Here is a 20,112-nt window from a genome sequence, read left to right as displayed (position 1 = left end):
CATGGACTACAACAATTCATCATCGATAGAGCAATCGTCATTTTTTGAGAAAATCAGTAATTCCACTGTCCTAAAGTTATTTGTCATTTTCTTTCTTTCCCTGATATTGCTCATTCCACTTTCGTTAATAAGCGATTTAATAGAAGAACGGAAAAATAGGGAACAGGAAGTTTCTGGCGGTATTGCATTAAACTGGGGAAAGGAGCAGGTTATTTCCAGTCTTGTGTTGGCTATCCCCTATCGCGAGACTATACCACTTTCTGCCGAAAAAGCCGAAAAATCGAACCTTAGAGAAGAGCTGAAATGGATATTTGTCTTACCCAAAACATCCAATATCACAACCGATATAACGCCACAGCATCTCTCTCGAGGTATTTATAATGCCGTAGTTTACAACAGCAACATCACATTAGACGGTTCTTTTGACAAAATATCCCTAGAAAAACTCGAGATCCCAAATGAGCAAATTGACTGGAAAGGCAGTAAGCTTATTTTCGGCATCCAGGATTTTAAAGGCTTAGGCAAGCGCCCATCCTTGAATTGGGATGGCAATGAATTGACTTTCGACCCAGACTTTAATAATCTCAAATTATTTACGCAAAATTTAGTCTGTCCTGTACCTTTGGATCCGCAGAAAACAGACAATCGTTTTAAGATAAAACTAAATCTAAAAGGATCCAAATCATTGAATTTTCTTCCGCTGGGTGATCAGACAAACATCCAGGCTAAGGGTAACTGGGCTAATCCAAGTTTCACAGGTGCATTCTTACCGGGCAAACGTAATACCGAAACCTCCAATTTTTCGGCTTCCTGGGAAATCCCTTCTTTCAGTCGGAAGCTGCCGCAACAATGGACAGGCGATGCCCGTTCGATCTTTCAGTTCGATAACAACCTCGAAAATGGAAATGAGGGCAATGAGCAAAAGCCAGCACAAGCCGTCAGCACTACAATTGCCTCTGCAAATAACCTATTGGATAACGCAGACATGATTACAATTAACTTCCTACCAGATATCAATAACTATCAAAAAACAACACGGGTCGCCAAATATGGTATTTTAGTTATCATCCTGACCTTTACTTCGCTCCTATTCACCGAGGTGATCAAGAAAAAACGGATCCATATCATCCAATATATTCTGATTGGAGCAGCTATGGTTCTTTTCTATACATTGCTGCTCGCGCTATCCGAGCATATTGGATTTAATCTAGCTTACTTAACGGCTTCAGTTGCTACAGTTATGTTGATTGGCAGTTTCATTAAATCAATTACCAAAGACCAGAAATCGGCGCTATTGCTGAGTTCTATTCTGGCTTTATTTTATCTTTTTATCTATATCCTCATGCAACTTCGGGATTATTCCCTTATCGCTGGAACAATTGGCATCTTTATCATTTTGGCGATTTTGATGCGCGTTTCAACAAAAATAAACTGGTATCAATTTGATAATAGCCATGTGGATCAATAAACAACGTCTTCGACTTTATTGGGTATTAATTCAGATACTATTAAAAAAATAAGGATTTACAATTCTAATAAGCCATTTCTAAATGAAAGAGATGGCTATTTTTTTACTCGACTTAGCATTTATGACCAAATTCTGTAACTTGCGAAGAAATTTTTCAGCGGCATAGATATGTTTAAACAGATGAAAAAACTTACAATACTTACATTAGCGATTATGGCGTGTAACCTAAGCAATGCGCAAGAAAGCAAAGACGGAAAAAATAACTCCAAATTAGTGTCGGAATCGCCACAACCGATCAACCCAACTACACTTTGGGACCTTGGTCGTGTTTCGGCCGAAGGACTTTCTGCAGACGGCAAAACATTGGTATACGGTGTTTCCAATTATAATCTGGAGAGCAATTCAAGTGAAAAAAATCTCTATACAGTTTCACTCACAAACGGGACTAGCAGTCAGTTCACCGACCAAAAAGGTGGTGAAACAGTCGTTCAGATCGAACCAAATGGCGACGTCATTTATTTGTTAAAGGGGCAGTTATGGAAGAAGAACCTATCTAAGGCTGAAGCAGTTCAATTGACGAATGGCGATATTGCTTTAGAAAATGTCAAGTTTTCTCCTGATGGAAAACAAATACTCTTCAGCCAGTCCGTGCTCGTAAAAAAATACCACAGCACAGATAAATATCCCGAACTACCAAAGTCGGACGTTTATATCTATGACAACTTAGACTACAGACATTGGGATACCTTCAATGATGGCAAATTCAGTCATCCTTTTGTGGCGAGTTATATTGATGGTAAAGTTGGCGAGCCGGTAGACCTATTAAAGGATCAAGCTTTCTACAGCCCTCAGGCACCATTTGGTGGCGCAGAAGATTTTGCCTGGTCTCCCGATAGCAAGGCAGTGCTCTATGTCTGTAAAAAGAAATTCGGAACAGATTATGCTGTCAGTACCAACACCGATATTTATCGCTATGATCTCGCTAGCGGAACGACGTCTAACCTGACAGAAGGAATGAATGGGTATGATACAGCCCCAACCTATTCTCCCGATGGGAAAAGCCTAACGTGGCTCAGCATGAAGACCGATGGTTATGAATCGGACAAAAATGACATCATGCTATTTGATAAGAATAGCTCGATTCGACTTAACCTAACAGCACATTGGGATGGTACCGTCAATAGTTTTATCTGGAGCAACGACAACCGGAAAATCTATTTTACAGCTGCAACGAAAGGCACAGTTCAATTATTTGAACTTGAAGTACCGACCAATATCAAAGCTAAAAGTTTACCAAAAATACATCAAATTTCAGAAGGTGACTTTGACATCACCGGTATTGTAGGCCAAGTAGCTGACAAATTAATTGTTAGCTCTACAAAGTTTACCCGTGCAACCGAAATCTTCAGCTTTGATCTAAAAACCAAATCTTTAACTCCGGTCACTAAAGTCAATGATGCAAAATATGCAAGCATCAGCGAAAACAAAATTGAGAAGCGTATTACAAAGGCATCCGATGGAGCAGATCTGTTTTCATGGGTAATCTATCCGCCAAACTTTGACCCTGCAAAAAAATATCCAACCATACTTTACTGTGAAGGCGGCCCTCAATCCGCACTGACGCAATTTTACTCCTTCCGTTGGAATTTACAATTGATCGCATCACAAGGCTATATTGTCATCGCTCCAAACCGCAGGGGTATGCCTGGCTGGGGTGTAAAATGGAATGAAGCCATTTCTCAGGACTGGGGCGGTCAGCCAATCCGGGATTACTTGGCCGCCATAGACGATATCTCCAAAGAGTCTTATGTAGATACAACACGCCGCGCGGCGATTGGAGCTAGTTATGGTGGATACTCTGTTTATCAACTAGCTGGAGTGCATCAAAACCGTTTCAAAACGTTCATTGCGCACAATGGTTTATTCGACATGAGAAGCTGGTACGGTACCACAGAAGAACTCTTTTTTGCCAATCACGAACTGGGTGGGGCGTACTGGGATAGCAAAAATGAGAAATCCTATACCGCATTCAACCCCATTGAAAAAGCAAATAATTGGCACACACCAATTTTAATCTTTCAAGGCGGAAAAGATTATCGTGTTCCAATCGGACAAGGGTTAGCGGCATTCCAATTGGCTCAGCTCAAAAAAATTAAGAGCCGCCTGGTCTACCTACCTGATGAAAATCACTGGGTACTGTCAGGACAAAACGCACAAGTTTGGCAAAGAGAATTCTTTACCTGGCTTAAGGAAACTTTATAACGAGATGTGCAAAATCCGCTTGTAAAATCAGGTATTTTCGCAACTGACAAAGTCGGCCTTCACCTGTTTAAATTCCAAAAAGCGTTACTCAGGGAGTGGACATATAAAAACAAAAAGCCTGCAATATGCAGGCTTTTTTATGTATCCCATTTGATCTGATTGCTAAATCTATTTCTCGCCTTTTTTTCCAAAGATGGAAAGTTTGATATATTTCCCGGGTTTCTCTTTCACATCCTTCATCAAATTATCCATTTCCTTTGAAGCATTATTGAGATTATTATATAACGCTTCGTCATTTAACAATAAACCAATAGATCCTTTACCACTATTGATTTTTCCCGTGATCTCCTGAAAATCATTGACTGCGGCATTTACTTTGTTCATGGTATGTTCAAAATCCAATCGGGCGGCCTTATCGGTAATATTATTCAGATTAGACATGATCGCATTGATTTTCTCGCCATTTTGTGAAAAATTGGATGTAATTGATTCGAGATTGGCCATGATTCGATTGAGTCTCCCCTTTTCATCCCCCACTAGACCTTCGACATCTTTGGTGATGCCTTCTACATTTTTCAAAGAAGTGGAAATGCTATGAATACTTCTTTTAAAGTCATCCTGAAACTGTTTGTCTAAGACATTATTGACAACCGATAATGTTGAATCCAGTTTAATGGTAATTGTTTCAATCCGTTTTTGAATGGGTTCAACCTTATCCATAATATTCGGTTGGACACCTGAAGCTAAAAAGTCTCCATCCTTTGCCAATTCCTTACTGTTACCCATTTCGAAAACAATGGCCTTACTTCCCAACAAATCTGTGCTTGAAATCCGCGCAATTGTATTCTTTGGAACGTCATAATGGGAGTGTATTTTGAACTCTGTCTTAATTTTGCCATCAGGTAGGAGAATCATTTTTGATACACGACCGATTTGATAACCATTTACTAAAACAGGTTTTGATGGAGTTAGGCCATCGACAGCTTCATAAGTTGCGTAATATGTGTTGTCGCTGCTAAAAACATCATTTCCTTTTAGAAAGCTATAGCCAATAAATAATAAAACTATCGCAACTGTTGCTAATATGCCGACTTTTGTCTCGTTTGAAATTTTCACAAATAATCTATTTAGTAATGATCATTAATTTAAGTTTAAAACAGCATAAAAGCAAATCTGTTTAGCGTTCTACAGAATTTTTATAAATTTTCAGAGCCGAAACTAAATTATTGACAATTTCCTGCTGCCCTTCATCAGACAATAGGTAGCTCTCTTCTTCTCTATTACTAATAAAGCCAATTTCTGTAAGCACAGCGGGCATACCTGCTTCCGCCAATACAGCTAAGCCTTTCTCCCAGAATCCTCTACTATATCGCCCTGCCTTCACATACTCACCTTCAATCATCTGCGCCAGACGAATACTTTTTTCACGGAATCGGTTTTTCATCAAGGAGAAGATGATAGCACTTTCAGGGTCTTTTGGATCGAATCCTTGATAATTTTCTTTATAGTTTGATTCCAGTAACAAGGACGCATTTTCACGAACTGCAGCATCTTGCTGTCCCAAACGATGCGAGCCAGAGACCAATGTTTCGGTACCATGTGCGCTAGCACCACTGGAATTACAGTGTATTGAAATAAATAAATCTGCTTTATTGGCATTCGCCAAGCGAATACGTTTGTAAAGCTCAACAAATTCATCCGTCGTTCTCGTGTAGATGATCTTGATACCCGGAATATCTTTCTGAATCTGCTTTCCCAATTTTAACGCAACTTCAAGGGCTACATTTTTCTCCAACGATCGCCGCCCTTGTGCTCCGGTATCTTTACCGCCATGGCCCGCATCAATTACAATCGTTTTTATTTGGTAGTCTGGAGGCACTGCTTGCCCATTGTTTAATGTGAAAGAATTCAATAAAAAAAATCCCAAAGTAGCGGACACAACACTACACCATTTTCTAATTCTTAAATCTGATTTCATTGAATAATTATTTGCTCTACTATAAACGAATCAAAATGCGTCAATATTATTTCTTTAATAGATAACGATATTTAACATATTTTCTATTGCTTTTTTGACTAATTTTGTCTCTCGAAGTTTAACATTATTTCACAAAAATAACATTTGTCTTTAATTTTGAAGTCGTTAATCAACATTTTAACACTATTTATCATTCTTGCAATGAGCAATGCTAGCTTTGCTCAAAGTAATATTCCATTAAAACAGAACGGACTTCAAGGTAAAGATCCTATTTCGGCGACCAATAAATCGCAAGATACGAGTAAATCGAAAACTGCAGATACGACCAAATCTGTAAACGATACAACCAAGAAAAAAGGAAGTGGTTTGCAGGCCGAAGTGAGCATTATTGCGGTTGACTCGCAGAAATCTGAAGTTGCCAAGAATATCAGTCACCTTTATCGCGGAGCAAAAGTAAAGTACCAAGATTTTGAACTTTCTGCCGATTATATCCGTCTTGATCGAAACAAGAAAAAGATTTTTGCTTCTGGGATCTACGACAAAAGTGGTAAATATGTAGGGCGTCCTATTGTCATCATGGGTAATGGTGAATCACCGAAAACAGTAGACTCACTTTATTATGATTACGAAAAACAAGAGGGAAATACCTACGGTATTATGACCGAAGTTGATGGTGGATTTATCCAGGCCAATATTGTGCGAAAGAATATCTACGACGAAATGTCTATTTACAAGGGATTATATAGTACCTGTAATCTACCTTATCCACATACCCATTTTGGAATTCATATCACCAAAGGAATTGTCACTAAAAATCAGATTATTTCTGGTCCGGCCTACCTTGTCGTGATGGGTGTACCGATGCCCGTGGCATTTCCATTTGCATTTTTCCCAAAACCAGATAAAAGAGCATCCGGGTTTCTCTTCCCTTCTTTTGGAGAAGATTATACCAGAGGATTCTCCATGCGGGATATCGGTTGGTATTTGGCCTTCAACGATTACTGGGACAGTGAGATTAGAGGTTCCTTGTATTCTAAAGGTTCGTGGGAAGCTTCCATCAATACGCGCTATACCGTCAACTACAAATTTAACGGTGGTTTTAATATCCGTTACGCCAATACCAAAACAGGTATTGAAGGAACATCCAATTACGGCTCTAATAAGGATTTTAACGTCACATGGAACCATACCCAACGGCAGGAAGCCAATCCAGGAACATCTTTCTCTGCAAGTGTTAACTTTGGTACAAGTTCTTTCTTTCAAAATACCGGAACCGGAAGTACACAAAATACCTATGAAAATCTTGCCCGTAACCGTATGGGATCGTCCATCAGTTATGGAAAAGTATTTGCCGATGGTAAGGTAAACCTCACGGCCAGCTTAACGCATAACCAGGACATGGCTACACGCAGTATACAGATGAGTTTACCCAACATCAGCTTAAACGTATCCTCTTTTAATCCATTTGACAGCAAAGACCGTGTCGGTGAACAAAAATGGTATCAACGCATCAATGTCGGTTATAGTTTCCAGGCGCAAAACTCGGTCAGTACCATTGATACATTGTTGTTTAAACCAGGAGGTTTCAAAAAATTCCAAAATGGTTTCCAACACAATATTCCAATCAGTCTATCACTCAATGCTTTTAAATATTTCCAGTTCAATACCAGTGTAAACTATACCGAACGTTGGTATTTACAAAGTACGCGACAAAGCATCGACAATACCGCTGCAGGTTATAAACAACGTATCGATACCGTTCAGGGATTCAATCGTGCATACGATTACTCGGTATCGACCGGACTTTCGACCAAGGTTTATGGTAATTATTTCCCTAAAATAGGTAACCTTAAGCAGATCAGACACGTTGTTACACCGTCAATCAACCTGAACTATAGACCCGACTTTTCGGATCCAAAATATGGTTTCTATCAGCATTATAACGATCAATATGGAAACAGAAATGTATACTCAATCTTTAGCCAGGGTGTCTACGGTTCCCCTTCCGCAGGAAAATCTGCGGGGATAGGTTTCTCCATTGACAATAATATCGAAGCAAAGGTCAAAAGTAAATCTGACACCACGGATGGCGGTATGAAGAAAATCCCTATTCTTCAAGGTCTGACGTTCAGTGGAAATTACAACTTTGTGGCCGACTCGCTAAAGTTGTCCCCAATTACTTTCTCTGGCCGTACAGCTTTTTTCGACCAAAAGATGAATGTAAACTTCAACGGTACATTTGATCCTTATTCGGTCAACGAAAATGGTGTCCGTGTCAATCGCTACGCCATTAAAGACGGTAGCCTTGCGCGCCTGACAAACTTTGGTCTTTCCTTTGACTATAGTCTGAATCCTAAGGCTGCGAAATCACGTAATAACAATATTGATTCTTTAAGAAAAGAAATGACAGGAGCGGGTATGACTCCCGAACAGGCACAAGCCTTAGCTCGAATCAGCTCAGATCCAAACGCATTTGTGGACTTTAACATCCCATGGAACCTTGCGGCATCGTTCAGTTTCAATATGGCAAAATCGTTCAACTCCAGTACACGAAGAATGCAGAGCCAGATCACAAGCACATTGAATTTACATGGCGACTTCAGTGTTACGCCAAAATGGAAAGTCACCTTTCAATCGGGGTACGATTTCAAACAGAAGGAAGTGGTCATGACCTCTTTCAATATCTATCGCGATCTGCATTGTTGGGATATGTCATTTGGCTGGATGCCTTTTGGGCGGTTCCGAAGCTACAACGTCACCATTCGTGCCAAGGCATCGATCTTACAAGATCTTAAGCTCACAAAAAGAGCCAGTTCAGGAGGCAGTTATTTTTAAAATAACTGCTTTTTTTTTGAAATGTTATATTCATATTGGCCAAAAAGAATTTTCAGTTTCTTTTCAAAAAAATTCTTCCATCAAATACATCTTAAACATTTCGTTGAGCCGCAATTTTATGTAAGTTTATATACTGAATCTTCTGGGATTGAATTTTCATTTTTTAGGCGCTAGCGCATGGACATTTTAACACCAGAAGATTGAGAAAATCAAACACGATACATACCCACATATGTATTTTTCACCGTAGGGATGTGTCGCATAATTATTTTAAAGATGAAAGCAGAGATTATTACCATAGGCGATGAGATTCTCATCGGTCAGATTATTGATACCAATTCAGGCTGGATTGCCAAACAACTGCTCCAATTCGAAGTCGATATCGTTCAAATGACATCGATCCCTGATACAGAAGAGGCTATTTCAACGACATTGAAAGAGGCTTCAACGCGGGCAGATCTTATTTTAATCACTGGAGGCCTGGGGCCGACGAAAGATGATGTGACAAAAAAAACGGCCGCAGCATATTTTGGAACCACCTTGATCCGCGATGAGCATGTACTTCGGCATGTGACCAACATATTTGAATCGCGCAATCTAACAATGCTCGACATCAATCTACAGCAGGCCGATGTTTTAGCAAATTGTGAGGTCCTATTTAACGACTATGGCACCGCGCCCGGCATGCTGGTCCATCAGGACCAAAAGAGGTTTATTTTTATGCCTGGCGTGCCCTTTGAGATGAAATTTCTGATGGAAAAACATGTGCTGCCCCTATTAGCCAAACAGGATCCTGACTTATTTATCTGTCACGAGACCATTTTGGTTGGCGGAATCGGAGAATCATATTTGGCAGAAGAAATAAAGGATATCGAAGCAGAACTTCCTTCCAGCATAAAATTGGCCTATCTACCAACCTTGGCCTTTATCCGATTGAGACTCTCTGGAAAAAGCAGGAATAAATCTGACATTATGCTCAAGGTTGCCCTTTTTAAAACAAAGCTACTCCATCGTTTACAACACCATGTCATCGCGGACTATGACACAAGCATCGAGCCCTATCTGATTAAAGAGCTTGGCCGCCGAGGTGCTACATTGACTACTGCAGAAAGTTGTACCGGGGGTAGCCTCGCCGCTTCAATAACCGCTGTAGCGGGAAGCAGCACGATATTCCTTGGTGGTACCATCCCCTACTCCAACGCGTTAAAACAACAATTGTTGAACGTCGAGGAAGAAACACTGATCCAATATGGAGCAGTAAGTGAGCAGACTGCTATCGAAATGGCTTTCGGTTCAAAAAAGGCATTTTCTTCCGACTATGCTATTGCGACAACTGGAATAGCGGGGCCAGGTGGTGGAACAGCTGAGAAACCAGTTGGCACTATTTGGGTGGCTGTTGCCGGGAAAAAGGAAATTTTAACCAAGAAGTTTCAATTTGATAACGACAGACTGATCAACATCGAACGTACCCGTATGAATGCTTTATTACTTCTATGGAAGTTGCTTGTAAAAGAAAAAGAACAGGATACACAATAAAGTAAAATAATATTTCAAAAAACACGTTATTTAAGGAATAATATTTTAAATTGTTGAAAGTAAACCACAATTTATTTAACTTCGTTTTTCTATAACGAGATTGCTAAAAAATATGGCTTTATATAAACTCTTGCTCCCAAAAATGGGAGAAAGTGTATCCGAGGCAACAATCACAAAATGGTTAAAACAACCTGGTGACCTGATTGAGGAAGATGACACTTTATTGGAAATTGCAACTGACAAAGTTGATTCAGAGGTACCTTCCCCTGTAAAAGGTGTTTTAAAAGAGCATTGCTATACTGTAGACCAGACTGTCCAAGTTGGTGAAGTCGTTGCAATTATAGAAATTGAAGGCGAAAATGAAGAACCTGCGATTCAAGCACAAGAAAATATCGCTCCTTCAGCGGCAACTCCCGAAGAGATCATAGCATTGAACATCCCAGGTGTAGACCAGCTGCCCAATTTAACAGCTGAAATTCCATCTTCTTCATACGAAAATACCCTTCGCTTTTATTCACCTTTAGTGAAAAATATAGCACGCCACGAAGGATTGTCCCAGGATGAACTTGACCGTATCCAGGGTACCGGAGCAGAGGGAAGAGTGACTAAGGAAGATATTTTAACGTATGTATCGCATCGGGATTCCTCCTCAAAATCGACAAAAGCCATTCCGGCAGAGCACACGAATACTAGCACGGGCATGGGTACGGATTCTCCAAAAATAACCTCCGCCGCTCCGTCGCATGTTCACACCGTTGCCAATGGCAGTGATGAAATCATTGAAATGGACCGTATGCGGAGATTAATAGCAGACCATATGGTCAAAAGCGTACAGACCTCTCCCCATGTATGTTCTTTTGTTGAGGCAGATGTCACCAATTTAGTTTTGTGGCGCAATAAAGTTAAAGATGCCTATAAAAAACGCGAAGGAGAAAACATCACGTTTACCCCTTTGTTTATCGAGGCTATTAGCAAGGCTCTCAAAGATTTTCCATTGGTCAATATATCGATCGACGGTTACAATATCATCAAGAAGAAAAACATCAATATTGGTATGGCTGCAGCATTGCCTAATGGCAATCTCATCGTTCCGGTCATCAAAAATGCTGATCAATTAAGCTTAGTAGGGTTGAGTAAAAGTGTCAACGACCTCGCACAACGGTCACGGGCGAATAAATTGAAGCCTGACGATACCCAAGATGGTACATTTACATTCACCAATATCGGCGCTTTCGGTAATATTATGGGAACGCCTATCATTAACCAACCGCAAGCTGCAATCTTGGCTGTCGGTACCATTACGAAAAAACCAGCGGTCATAGAAACAGAGTATGGCGATATGATTGGTATTAGACATATGATGTATCTGTCACTCTCTTACGATCACCGTGCAATCGATGGTGCCCTCGGAGGTACTTTCTTAAAACGTGTGGCCGACTACCTGGAAAACTGGGATAGCAATAGAGTAATCTAGCAATCAGAATAAAAAAACGGCTCTTAACAGAGCCGTTTTTTGTTATTTAGTATATACTTTTTGTTACTTAAACATACTTTGTTCGAACTGTATTTTTTTCTTCTTAATCACCAATTGAAACCGCAGGTACAGTAAAAGCGAAGAGCTTAGCAGGCCCAGCGTTAACCCGTACCAAATCCCCTTGATACCCCAGTTAAACACGACGCCCATGAGGTAGCCGCTTGGTAGCCCAATAATCCAATAAGCGATAAATGTGATTAGGGTTGGTATATTCACATCCCCCATCCCACGTAACACTCCCAGACCGACAACTTGCGTACCATCAAACAATTGGAAAAGGCCCGCAATAATCAACAGCTGAGAAGCAATAATCACCACAGCATGATCTGAGGTAAAGATATAAGGCAAATAATCATTCAATAGCGCGAACAAAGACGCTGTAATCACCATAAAAATCAACACCAATTGATACGACGTGATGGCAAATCGTTCGAGACGAAAAAGATTTCGATTACCATAACTATTCCCCACCTTGATTGTTGCAGCAGCAGCAATACCACTCGCCATCATATACGTCATCGCGGCCAGCTGTATGGCTACTTGATGAGAAGCTTGCGCTGTCGCACTTATGGTACCCGCTAATAAGGATGCCCCTGCAAAAGCCCCAATTTCAAAGACATATTGCATAGCCACGGGTGCCCCGATCCGTACGATCTTCAACAATCGCTCCCGATCGACCAATGTCACTTTAAAGTATTGAATATATCCTTTAAATTTCTGCGATCGCAAGACATAGGTCATCATCACAGACATCATTAACACACGGTCGATCAATGTACTGTATCCGACTCCCTTGACCCCCATTGGGCTGATGCCAAACATCCCTTTGACAAAGATGATCGCCAAAATAATGTTCAGTACATTCCCCCAAATAGTTACATTCATCGCTTGCTTAGTAAACCCCAGGCCTTCAGCAAATTGCTTAAAGGTGCTAAATACCATTAATGGAAGCATCGATAAACTCAGAATAAGCAAATAAGGCTTTGCCTCCTTCACCACAGCCGGATCTTGGTTGAGGTGATCGATCGCCAACATTGAACCAAAATAGACCAATGCGAATAACAAGAGTCCCGCAATAATATTTAACCAAAAGCTATTAGACAACAAAATAGCACATTCTTTTTTATTATCACGGCCATTCTCTTGCGCAATCAATGGCGTGATGCCATACGCTATCCCCAAACCAATAACCATAACAACCATAAAAACAGCATGTACCAACGAAACTGCCGCCAATGGAATGGTTCCTGCAAAATGTCCAACAATCACACTATCTGCGGTATGCACCAGCGTATGTCCCAATTGTGAGATCACCACTGGCCCCGCCAATACCATCGTACTTTTGTAATACGGTTTAAATGTTTTAAATTTTCCCAACATAATCGATTTCCCCAAAAAATAGCCACAAAAATACGAAGATATTTCCGCCCTATCGTCATATTAAAAAATATTTAGCAAAAATATAACAATTTACACCCATCAAATAACCGCACTTTGTTAAGTAATTTTTATGTTTCAAATACCTTAAAATTATCTTAAATTTACTTTTGGGTCTAAGAACTATAGAAATATAAATGTACCTTAGCATCTAGTTAGTAATCAAAAGAAGAGGAAAAAGAGTATGTACAATCCAGTAATAGCATTTCTAAACATCGGAACACAAGAGATGATCTTAATTGTGTTTGCAATCTTGTTACTTTTTGGAGGCAAAAAACTTCCTGAATTGGCGAGAGGTTTAGGAAGAGGAATACGTGAGTTCAAAGATGCATCAGAAGGTATCAAACGTGAAATTTCAGATCAGATCAATAATTTCGAGAAAGACATAGACGTTAAAACAGAAGTAAAAGAAGAAGTTGTTCCTAATGATGTTCGTTTGGCTGAAGAGCAGGCTCAAGCAGCACACGAAGAAGGGGCTAAGCCCCAGGAAGCCGTCGAAGGTTCAGAAACAGATCAACCAAAGAAAAAATATGAATTCACAACACCTGCCGGTGTCGTCGAACATAACCCACATAAACAACCCGATTACGGCGAAGAGCCATCTCACATCACGTACGGGTATAACGATCATTTTGCTGAAACGAAAAACAACGAGGTAGAAGATAAAAAAGTTCCTGAGCAGGACAATACCAGTAAACCTGCTTAATTTTACTACTTTAGTTTATAATTAGATATACTTAGAGCTGTTGAATCACCATTCAACAGCTCTACTTTTTAAGATTAAACCGACAATGAGCTTATCAACACACGAAATTACCATTGCTAATGAGCTTTCTATTAGCGAAAAACAAGTTCGCACGACTATAGCACTATTAGACGAAGGTGCTACTGTTCCGTTTATCTCACGCTACCGTAAGGAAATGACGGGTAGTTTGGACGAAGTTCAAATCACCACGATCAGAGATCGTTTCCAGCAGCTGCGTGATTTAGATAAACGTAAAGAAGCTGTTCTTAAATCGATCAACGATCAGGGAAAATTGACACCGGAGCTTGAGCAGCAGCTTTTGGGTGCCGAAACCATGGCCAGTCTCGAAGATATCTATTTGCCTTACAAACCCAAGCGTAAAACTCGCGCCGGTGTGGCACGTGAAAAAGGTCTGCAACCTTTAGCGGATCTCATTTTAGCACAAGAAATAGGAGATTTCCTCCCCCTTGCCGACAGTTTAATAAATGAAGAAAAAGGCGTTAAGAATACAGAGGAGGCACTAGCAGGTGCCCGCGATATCATCGCAGAGATCATTGCGGAAGATGCGACAGTGAGAGCCAAAGCGAGAGCGATATTCCTCGAAAAAAGCACATTTGTTTCACGGGTAGTTCCTGGAAAGGAAGAAGCTGCACTAAAGTATAAAGATTATTACGAATGGTCTGAACCGTTGAAAAATGCACCTTCACATCGTGTGCTGGCCATGCGCCGCGGAGAAAAAGAGGAATTACTCTATTTAGATATCGATATCAATGAAGAAGAAATTCTACCAGGTATCGAATCCATCTATATTAAGGGTTCCAACGATGCCGCAGCTCAGGTAAAACTCGCCTTGGTCGATAGCTACAAGCGGCTGTTAAAACCTTCTATGGAGACGGAAATTCGTGTATTGACACGTCAAAAAGCCGATGAGGAAGCCATCAAAGTTTTTGCCGACAATGTGCGTCAACTACTTCTAGCCGCTCCACTAGGGCAGAAAAGGCTGCTCGCGATCGACCCAGGATTTCGTACAGGCTGTAAAACGGTTGTTCTGGACGAACAGGGACAGCTTAAAGAAAATACGGCCATCTTTCCGCATACAGGAGTCAATGGACTTGCAGAAGCAAAAAAAACAATTCAGTATCTAGTATCAAAATATGATATCCAAGCCATCGCAATCGGCAATGGGACCGCAGGTCGTGAAACGGAAGAATTTGTACGGAGACTCGGATTAAATAACGTTACCATCGTAATGGTCAATGAAAGTGGAGCCTCTATTTATTCGGCTTCCGAAACTGCCCGTGAAGAATTTCCAGATCAAGATGTTACGGTACGCGGCGCAGTATCTATTGGTAGACGGTTGATGGACCCATTGGCTGAACTGGTTAAGATTGATCCAAAATCGATCGGTGTCGGACAATATCAGCATGATGTAGATCAAAATAAACTCCAGACTTCATTGGATGATACGGTCATCAGTTGCGTAAATGCTGTCGGTGTCGAATTGAATACGGCCTCCAAACAAATTTTATCCTACGTTTCCGGTCTTGGTCCATCCCTGGCACAACAGATCATCAAATACCGGAATGAGAACGGTCCTTTTGCCTCCAGGCGCGAACTGAAAAAAGTTCCTCGCCTTGGCGATAAAGTCTTTGAACAAGCTGCAGGCTTTCTACGCATCCGCCATGCCGCAAACCCACTGGATTCGTCGGCGGTACACCCCGAGCGTTATGCATTGGTCGAACAAATGGCCAAAGACCTTGGCAAAAAAGTAGAAGATCTATTGACTGACGCTGACTTGCGAAAATCGATCCCTTTGAAAAACTATATCTCAGAGGAAGTTGGATTACCGACATTGAATGATATTCTCAATGAATTAGCGAAACCCGGATTAGATCCAAGGGAAAAGTTCGAAGCATTCTCATTCACAGATGGCGTCAATACCATTGGGGATTTAAAAGTGGGCATGAAGCTGCCAGGAATCGTGACGAATATTACAAATTTCGGAGCCTTTGTTGATATTGGCGTACATCAAGATGGCTTGGTACATCTAAGCCAATTATCGAATCGCTATATATCGGACCCCCATGAAGTCGTCAAAGTACAGCAACACGTCATGGTAACAGTAACAGAAGTAGACGAAAAGCGTAGTCGTATCGCATTGTCAATGAAAACAGATGAAAAGCCTGCGCTACCCAAAAACAAAAAAAATGAACCTAAAAAGCAGGCCGAGCCACAAACGGATATGGCCAGCAAGCTCGCTGCATTGGCGAGTAAGTTCAAATAGATAGTTGTAACATCCTATCGAAAAGCTGACCGTTCGCCGGACTGCCCCTCATAAAAGTGCTTAACATTTTTTGGCGGCGCTGCGGCGACTGGTCAGCTTTTTTTGATTCGATTAAATCCAATGTCCGTCATTCGTATCGCTGTTTTATTTTGTATCTTTAGAGGAAACAAGTTTAGACCCGTTATGAAAAATTGTACCTTACTATTCTTCCTATTTTTTGGAATTTATTTTTCTAAAATCCAGGCACAGCAACTTCACGACGGAGCCTATCTATACCAGGATGGCATCAATAAACACTTAATGCTCGTTAAAGATCATTATATCTCGTTTATAAGTTACGATGATGTCAGAAAACGTTTTCAACATACCTGGGGTGGGCCACTTGATAAACAGCCTAATCTGATCAATATCGCCATCGAGTATAATTCACAGGATTCATCTGCCATCGGCAAAACAACTCAATTGCCGTATCGGAGTGAAGCAGACTCCCTTCGCCTAAAAATAGCCAATAGCTATCATCTCTATATTAAACAGAAAAAAGTCCCGCAGGACCTGGACGCACTTTGGCGCATCACTGGTCGCCAACAAGGAGAAAAAATGCAGGATATTCCGAAAGCAGACCGCAAAACAATCAAAATATTGGTTGATGGCTATTTTCAATGGATAGCGATTAATCCTGCACAAAAAGGTTTCTATGGTACTGGCGGGGGCAATTATCAATACGATAACAATCGGTATACTGAAAAAATACAATTCTTTTCGAGAGACAATAATCGAGTTGGGCAAGAACTGGCCTTTGACGGTGAAATTGTAGATGGCAGATGGCAGCATAGAGGAAAAAGCTCGAAAGGAGACGATATTTATGAAATTTGGAGCAAAGAAATAACAGAATAAAAAAATATGACAATAGAAGAATTTCAATCACTTGAAAGTCCACTTCAGCATTGGACAGCGGTACAAAAGTCACTTTGGTATGATCTGAAAGGAAATTGGAAAACCGCGCACGACCTCATCGATCAATTGGGGGGAACTGACGCAGCACATGTTCATGCTTATTTACACCGCAAAGAAGGTGATCAATGGAATGCAGAATATTGGTATCGCCGCGCCAAACAAAATGTATACAGAGGCAATCTTGATGATGAGTGGAAAGAACTCTTCAAGTGTTACGTTGTGTAATAACAATTACCCTATTTTCGGACAGGGGCTGTTCTCTTTTATATACACATGCGGAAAGTTTGCCCAATAAAATAGGCGAAATTTTACCAAAAATTAACTCAATCCTTTTTCAAACTACTTAACATCTTTAAAAACATAAAAATATTACCAAATAAGATATAACATCAACTAAATCAAGTGATATTACGTAACAAAAATAACACAAAGAAAAATAGTATAAAACTAACGAGTAGAATGGCACAGATATTGAATATAGTCTACTATACTTGAGAAAGTATACTTTTCATAAATTTAGGTTAATAATTGGTTAGGTTAAACACTTGAAGTTCCCCACTTCAAGTGTTTTTTTTTAGCAAAAACTCAATCGAAGTAACATCAAATCCACTTCCCCATTCTTTTTTTAATTAGGACACTTTCCTTCATTAAAAGGTATATTAAAAATTTAAAACAATACATTGTATTACTATGTATTTTGTTATATATTTACTTCCATGAACAAAGAATTTATTGACAAATGGATTTCACAGCTAAAAAAAGGAAGTCTTTCTTTTGTTGTATTAGGTATTCTTGCCTATGATCAGGAATACTATGGCTACGATCTTATCCAGGAGGTCAAGAAGAAAACGGCCATTGATATTGCTGAAGGAACATTATACCCCTTATTGATCCGTTTAAAAAACGAAGGCCTGGTCGAATCGAACTGGGTGCCTCAGGAAACTGGGATTCCAAGAAAATATTATAAAATAACAAAGGAAGGCCAAAGTACTTTCTTAGAGATGAGAACGTACTGGACAAGCTTAAACCAACATTTAACCACTTTGACGCATGCATTATAACCAGATACCCTTTACAAATAGATCCTCAGCTCAGCTATATCAAGACTACATGTCAACAGCGACTGCTCTTGTAAAAAAATTAGCCTTGGAGCAAAGACAGGATATCTTATGTGAAATCAATAGCCACATATTTGAGGCATTGCAACAGCAGCTTCCCCCACAATTAATCCATGACGCCATGCCTAGTCAGCTCCAAGAAATCTTAGATAAACTCGGGTTACCAGAGACTTTTATCAAGGAAATGATTTTGTCAACGTCCATTGCCCCGTCAATAGAATCTCCTCGTAAATCCCTATCCTTATTACGAGTACCTATCATGCTCACACAAGGGATCATAAACATAATTTATTATATCATCTATACCCTGATGCTCATCGCCGTATTTCTCATCGTGGCCAAGTTTATTGATCCTCAGGGAGTCGGATTCTTCTATGCGCCCAACAAGTTTTTCATATTCGGCAAACTTATTTTACAGCACGAAGAAGCCCTACGTTACGAACAATTGGGCAATTATTTCATTCCGGCCTTTCTATTTATCATCAGTGGACTTTACTATTCCTCCACGTTAATTTTGAAACTCAAAAAATCTATTCCCCATAAATTATGAAAAGAACCACCGTATTATTGTTCCTCGTAGGAACCCTATCAAACCCCGTCCTCAAAGCCCAGGAATTCACTCCTGTTCGTATGGATAGTCTCATGTCCGTCATGGACAAAAATAACGTCTGGATGGGCAGTATTGCGATCAGCAAAGGTGATCAATTGCTTTATCAAAAGACAATTGGATATGCCGATCTGGCGCAGAAAAAGAAAGCGACCATAGATACCCGTTATGGCATAGGCTCGATCTCCAAAACATTCACCGCAACACTTGTTCTAAAAACAGCTGAACTTGGAAAACTCCAATTAAACCAAACATTGTCCGTATACGTTAAGGGTATTCCCAACGCCGAAAAGATTACTGTTCGTCAATTGTTAAATCACAGCAGCGGAGTTCACAGCATCACGGACGACAAAGATTATTTGACATGGAACACTAAACCGCAAACAGAACAGGAACTTGTCGCACGCATCATCAAAGGCAGAGTTGAATTTGACCCCGGCAGCAAGCATGTATATAGTAATTCAAACTACATTCTACTTACTTATATTCTGGAAAAAGTATGGAAAAAAGACTATGCTTCTTTATTGAAAGAGTATATCTGCCAGCCACTAAAGTTGGAACAAACCACATTTGGCCGTCCACAAAATAACGGCAGTGATCTGAGCGAATCTTATCGGTATACACAAGAATGGACCCTTGAACCACACACGGACAACTCAGTTCCGCTTGGTGCTGGCGCAGTGTGGTCAACTCCGGCAGACCTGGCCAGATTTTTCAATGCATTATTTAGCCATAAAATCATCAATGCTGCAAGCCTGGAAGAGATGAAAAAAATAGATCAGGGCTATGGGATCGGCTTATTCCAATTGCCCTTCTATGAACATGTAGGCTTTGGCCACACAGGCGGTATAGACGGTTACTCTTCTGTCGCTGGCCATTTTGATGATGGCAATTATAATGTCGCTATCATTAGTAATGCCAACAATTATACTAATAATGAAATTTTAAAGTTCAGTCTGGGCGAACTTTATAAAAGGCCCTTTCCACTTCCTGATCTTGCGGAATTACAATTGACGGAGGAAGAAATTTCAAGTCTCATTGGCGAATATAAAAGCGAGCAACCTCCTATTCAGATAAATATTACGAGAGAGGGCAACAAGGTATTTGGACAGGTCGTTGGTCAATCTTCATTTCAGCTAAAAGCGAAGGATAGAAACACGCTGGTCCAACCGCAATTTGGTGTAAAGATCGTCTTTGAACGTAACGAAAACAAAATGACACTCTATCAAAATGGACATACACTCGTTTTAAGGAAATAAGGAGATACTGCCGTTAACTACCGCAACGATTCATGGCCCTTATTCGGCACTATCTGAAATTTTTCATTAGGTAGTTATGAAGTTATATCGACATC

General features: G+C 40.3%; 15 protein-coding genes. 12 read left to right on the top strand and 3 right to left on the bottom strand.

The annotated features are described in order from the left end of the window. The first annotated feature begins 1 nt into the window (after position 1). Both creD and B3H30_RS02330 read left to right on the top strand, forming a co-directional pair. Positions 2-1,468 (top strand): cell envelope integrity protein CreD, encoded by a 1,467-nt coding sequence (creD, locus tag B3H30_RS02335; RefSeq protein WP_070564900.1) that lies wholly within the window; start codon positions 2-4, stop codon positions 1,466-1,468. A gap of 180 nt (positions 1,469-1,648) precedes the next feature. After that, positions 1,649-3,730, top strand: a complete 2,082-nt coding sequence (locus B3H30_RS02330; protein ID WP_070565304.1) for a S9 family peptidase — start codon at positions 1,649-1,651, stop codon at positions 3,728-3,730. A 168-nt stretch (positions 3,731-3,898) separates the two neighbouring features. On the opposite strand, the gene B3H30_RS02325 is transcribed toward B3H30_RS02330, so the two are convergent. Both B3H30_RS02325 and B3H30_RS02320 read right to left on the bottom strand, forming a co-directional pair. Next, positions 3,899-4,846 carry an MlaD family protein gene (locus B3H30_RS02325; protein WP_286833116.1) on the bottom strand — a complete coding sequence of 316 codons (948 nt, stop codon included), beginning with the start codon at positions 4,844-4,846 and terminating at the stop codon, positions 3,899-3,901. Between the two features lie 61 nt (positions 4,847-4,907). Next, on the bottom strand, positions 4,908-5,708 hold the full coding sequence (locus tag B3H30_RS02320) for an N-acetylmuramoyl-L-alanine amidase family protein (protein ID WP_070564897.1): 801 nt from the start codon (positions 5,706-5,708) through the stop codon (positions 4,908-4,910). A gap of 201 nt (positions 5,709-5,909) precedes the next feature. Between B3H30_RS02320 and B3H30_RS02315 the strand changes: the two genes are divergently transcribed. The 3 genes from B3H30_RS02315 to B3H30_RS02305 all read left to right on the top strand — a co-directional run bounded on the left by B3H30_RS02315 (position 5,910) and on the right by B3H30_RS02305 (position 11,553). Next, positions 5,910-8,543, top strand: coding sequence for a putative LPS assembly protein LptD (locus tag B3H30_RS02315; protein WP_254667687.1), 2,634 nt, complete (start codon positions 5,910-5,912; stop codon positions 8,541-8,543). 276 nt (positions 8,544-8,819) lie between these two features. Next, positions 8,820-10,079: a competence/damage-inducible protein A gene (locus tag B3H30_RS02310; RefSeq protein ID WP_286710343.1), complete on the top strand. Its 1,260-nt coding sequence runs from the start codon at positions 8,820-8,822 to the stop codon at positions 10,077-10,079. Positions 10,080-10,191: 112 nt separating this feature from the next. Next, complete coding sequence (locus tag B3H30_RS02305; protein WP_070564890.1) at positions 10,192-11,553, top strand: dihydrolipoamide acetyltransferase family protein; 1,362 nt, start codon at positions 10,192-10,194, stop codon at positions 11,551-11,553. Positions 11,554-11,616: 63 nt separating this feature from the next. Here B3H30_RS02305 and B3H30_RS02300 read toward each other — a convergent pair whose 3' ends face one another. Then, a complete protein-coding gene (locus tag B3H30_RS02300) occupies positions 11,617-12,993 on the bottom strand; it encodes an MATE family efflux transporter (protein WP_070564888.1) in 1,377 nt (458 codons plus the stop codon). Between the two features lie 241 nt (positions 12,994-13,234). On the opposite strand from B3H30_RS02300, the gene B3H30_RS02295 reads away from it, so the two are divergent. The 7 genes from B3H30_RS02295 to B3H30_RS02265 all read left to right on the top strand — a co-directional run bounded on the left by B3H30_RS02295 (position 13,235) and on the right by B3H30_RS02265 (position 20,017). After that, positions 13,235-13,756 (top strand): Sec-independent protein translocase subunit TatA/TatB, encoded by a 522-nt coding sequence (locus tag B3H30_RS02295; protein WP_070564886.1) that lies wholly within the window; start codon positions 13,235-13,237, stop codon positions 13,754-13,756. Between the two features lie 85 nt (positions 13,757-13,841). Beyond that, on the top strand, positions 13,842-16,079 hold the full coding sequence (locus B3H30_RS02290; RefSeq protein WP_070564883.1) for a Tex family protein: 2,238 nt from the start codon (positions 13,842-13,844) through the stop codon (positions 16,077-16,079). 183 nt (positions 16,080-16,262) lie between these two features. Continuing rightward, the gene (locus B3H30_RS02285) at positions 16,263-16,973 is read left to right on the top strand and encodes a hypothetical protein (RefSeq protein WP_070564880.1); all 711 of its coding nucleotides are present in this window, start codon (positions 16,263-16,265) and stop codon (positions 16,971-16,973) included. Between the two features lie 6 nt (positions 16,974-16,979). Further along, complete coding sequence (locus tag B3H30_RS02280; protein ID WP_070564877.1) at positions 16,980-17,258, top strand: hypothetical protein; 279 nt, start codon at positions 16,980-16,982, stop codon at positions 17,256-17,258. A gap of 491 nt (positions 17,259-17,749) precedes the next feature. Next, positions 17,750-18,094, top strand: a complete 345-nt coding sequence (locus tag B3H30_RS02275) for a PadR family transcriptional regulator (RefSeq protein ID WP_070564875.1) — start codon at positions 17,750-17,752, stop codon at positions 18,092-18,094. A gap of 49 nt (positions 18,095-18,143) precedes the next feature. Next, positions 18,144-18,701 carry a hypothetical protein gene (locus tag B3H30_RS02270; protein ID WP_139144957.1) on the top strand — a complete coding sequence of 186 codons (558 nt, stop codon included), beginning with the start codon at positions 18,144-18,146 and terminating at the stop codon, positions 18,699-18,701. Continuing rightward, complete coding sequence (locus tag B3H30_RS02265; protein WP_070564868.1) at positions 18,698-20,017, top strand: serine hydrolase domain-containing protein; 1,320 nt, start codon at positions 18,698-18,700, stop codon at positions 20,015-20,017. Before B3H30_RS02270 ends, B3H30_RS02265 begins: the two co-directional genes overlap by 4 nt. Positions 20,018-20,112: the final 95 nt, after the last annotated feature.

The sequence above is a fragment of the Sphingobacterium sp. UBA7038 genome, from assembly GCF_002494055.1.
In the GTDB taxonomy this organism is placed as follows: Bacteria; Bacteroidota; Bacteroidia; order Sphingobacteriales; family Sphingobacteriaceae; genus Sphingobacterium; species Sphingobacterium multivorum.
This window is presented reverse-complemented; position numbering and strand designations above follow the sequence as displayed.